Genomic DNA, 600 nt, shown 5'->3' on the forward strand with positions numbered 1-600 from the left:
GTCGGGCTGGCTGTCGCGGGCGGCATGCTCGGTCTGGCGGGCGAGGTCGGCCAGGGGCGAGGCCATGATGTTGCCCGCCGATCCCTTCACGGCGTGGGCCAGTTCGACGATCTGCGGCAGGTTGCCGGCGGCGATGGCTTCGTCCAGCCCGGCCAGCCGTGCGGCGGCGCCGGTGGCAAAGACTCCCAGCAGGCGGGCGATGAACTCGGGCCGTCCCGGATAGCGGGCGGCGAGGGCGTCGTGATCGATCATCGGCGTCGGGGCGGGCGCCGCCGGCCGGCTCGCGTGGCGGAGGATGGTCTCGACGAGGATGTCCAGATCAAGGGGCTTGGCGATGTGGGCGACCATGCCGGCCTCGAGGCACTTGGCGCGTTCCTCGGCCATCGCGTGGGCGGTCTGGCCGATCACCGGGAGCCCCGGGGCGATTTCCCGGATCTTGTGGGTGGCGACGTAGCCGTCCATCTCGGGCATCTGGATGTCCATCAGCACCACCTGGAAGGCATCGACGCCGTGCCGGGCCACCGCTTCGACGGCCTCGCGGCCGTTGCTCACCATGGTCAGCATGGCGCCTTCGGAGAGCAGCATGTCCTCCAGCACCAT

Annotated in this window: 1 protein-coding gene; it reads right to left on the minus strand. The window is 70.8% G+C overall.

The genetic code is table 11. The features are described 5' to 3' along the window. A partial coding sequence (locus tag L6Q67_RS24080) for a response regulator (protein WP_296576215.1) occupies window positions 1-585 on the minus strand: 585 nt, incomplete at its 3' end. Window positions 586-600 lie beyond the last annotated feature (15 nt).

The organism is Zoogloea sp. (assembly GCF_023150065.1).
Classification (GTDB): domain Bacteria; phylum Pseudomonadota; class Gammaproteobacteria; order Burkholderiales; family Rhodocyclaceae; genus Zoogloea.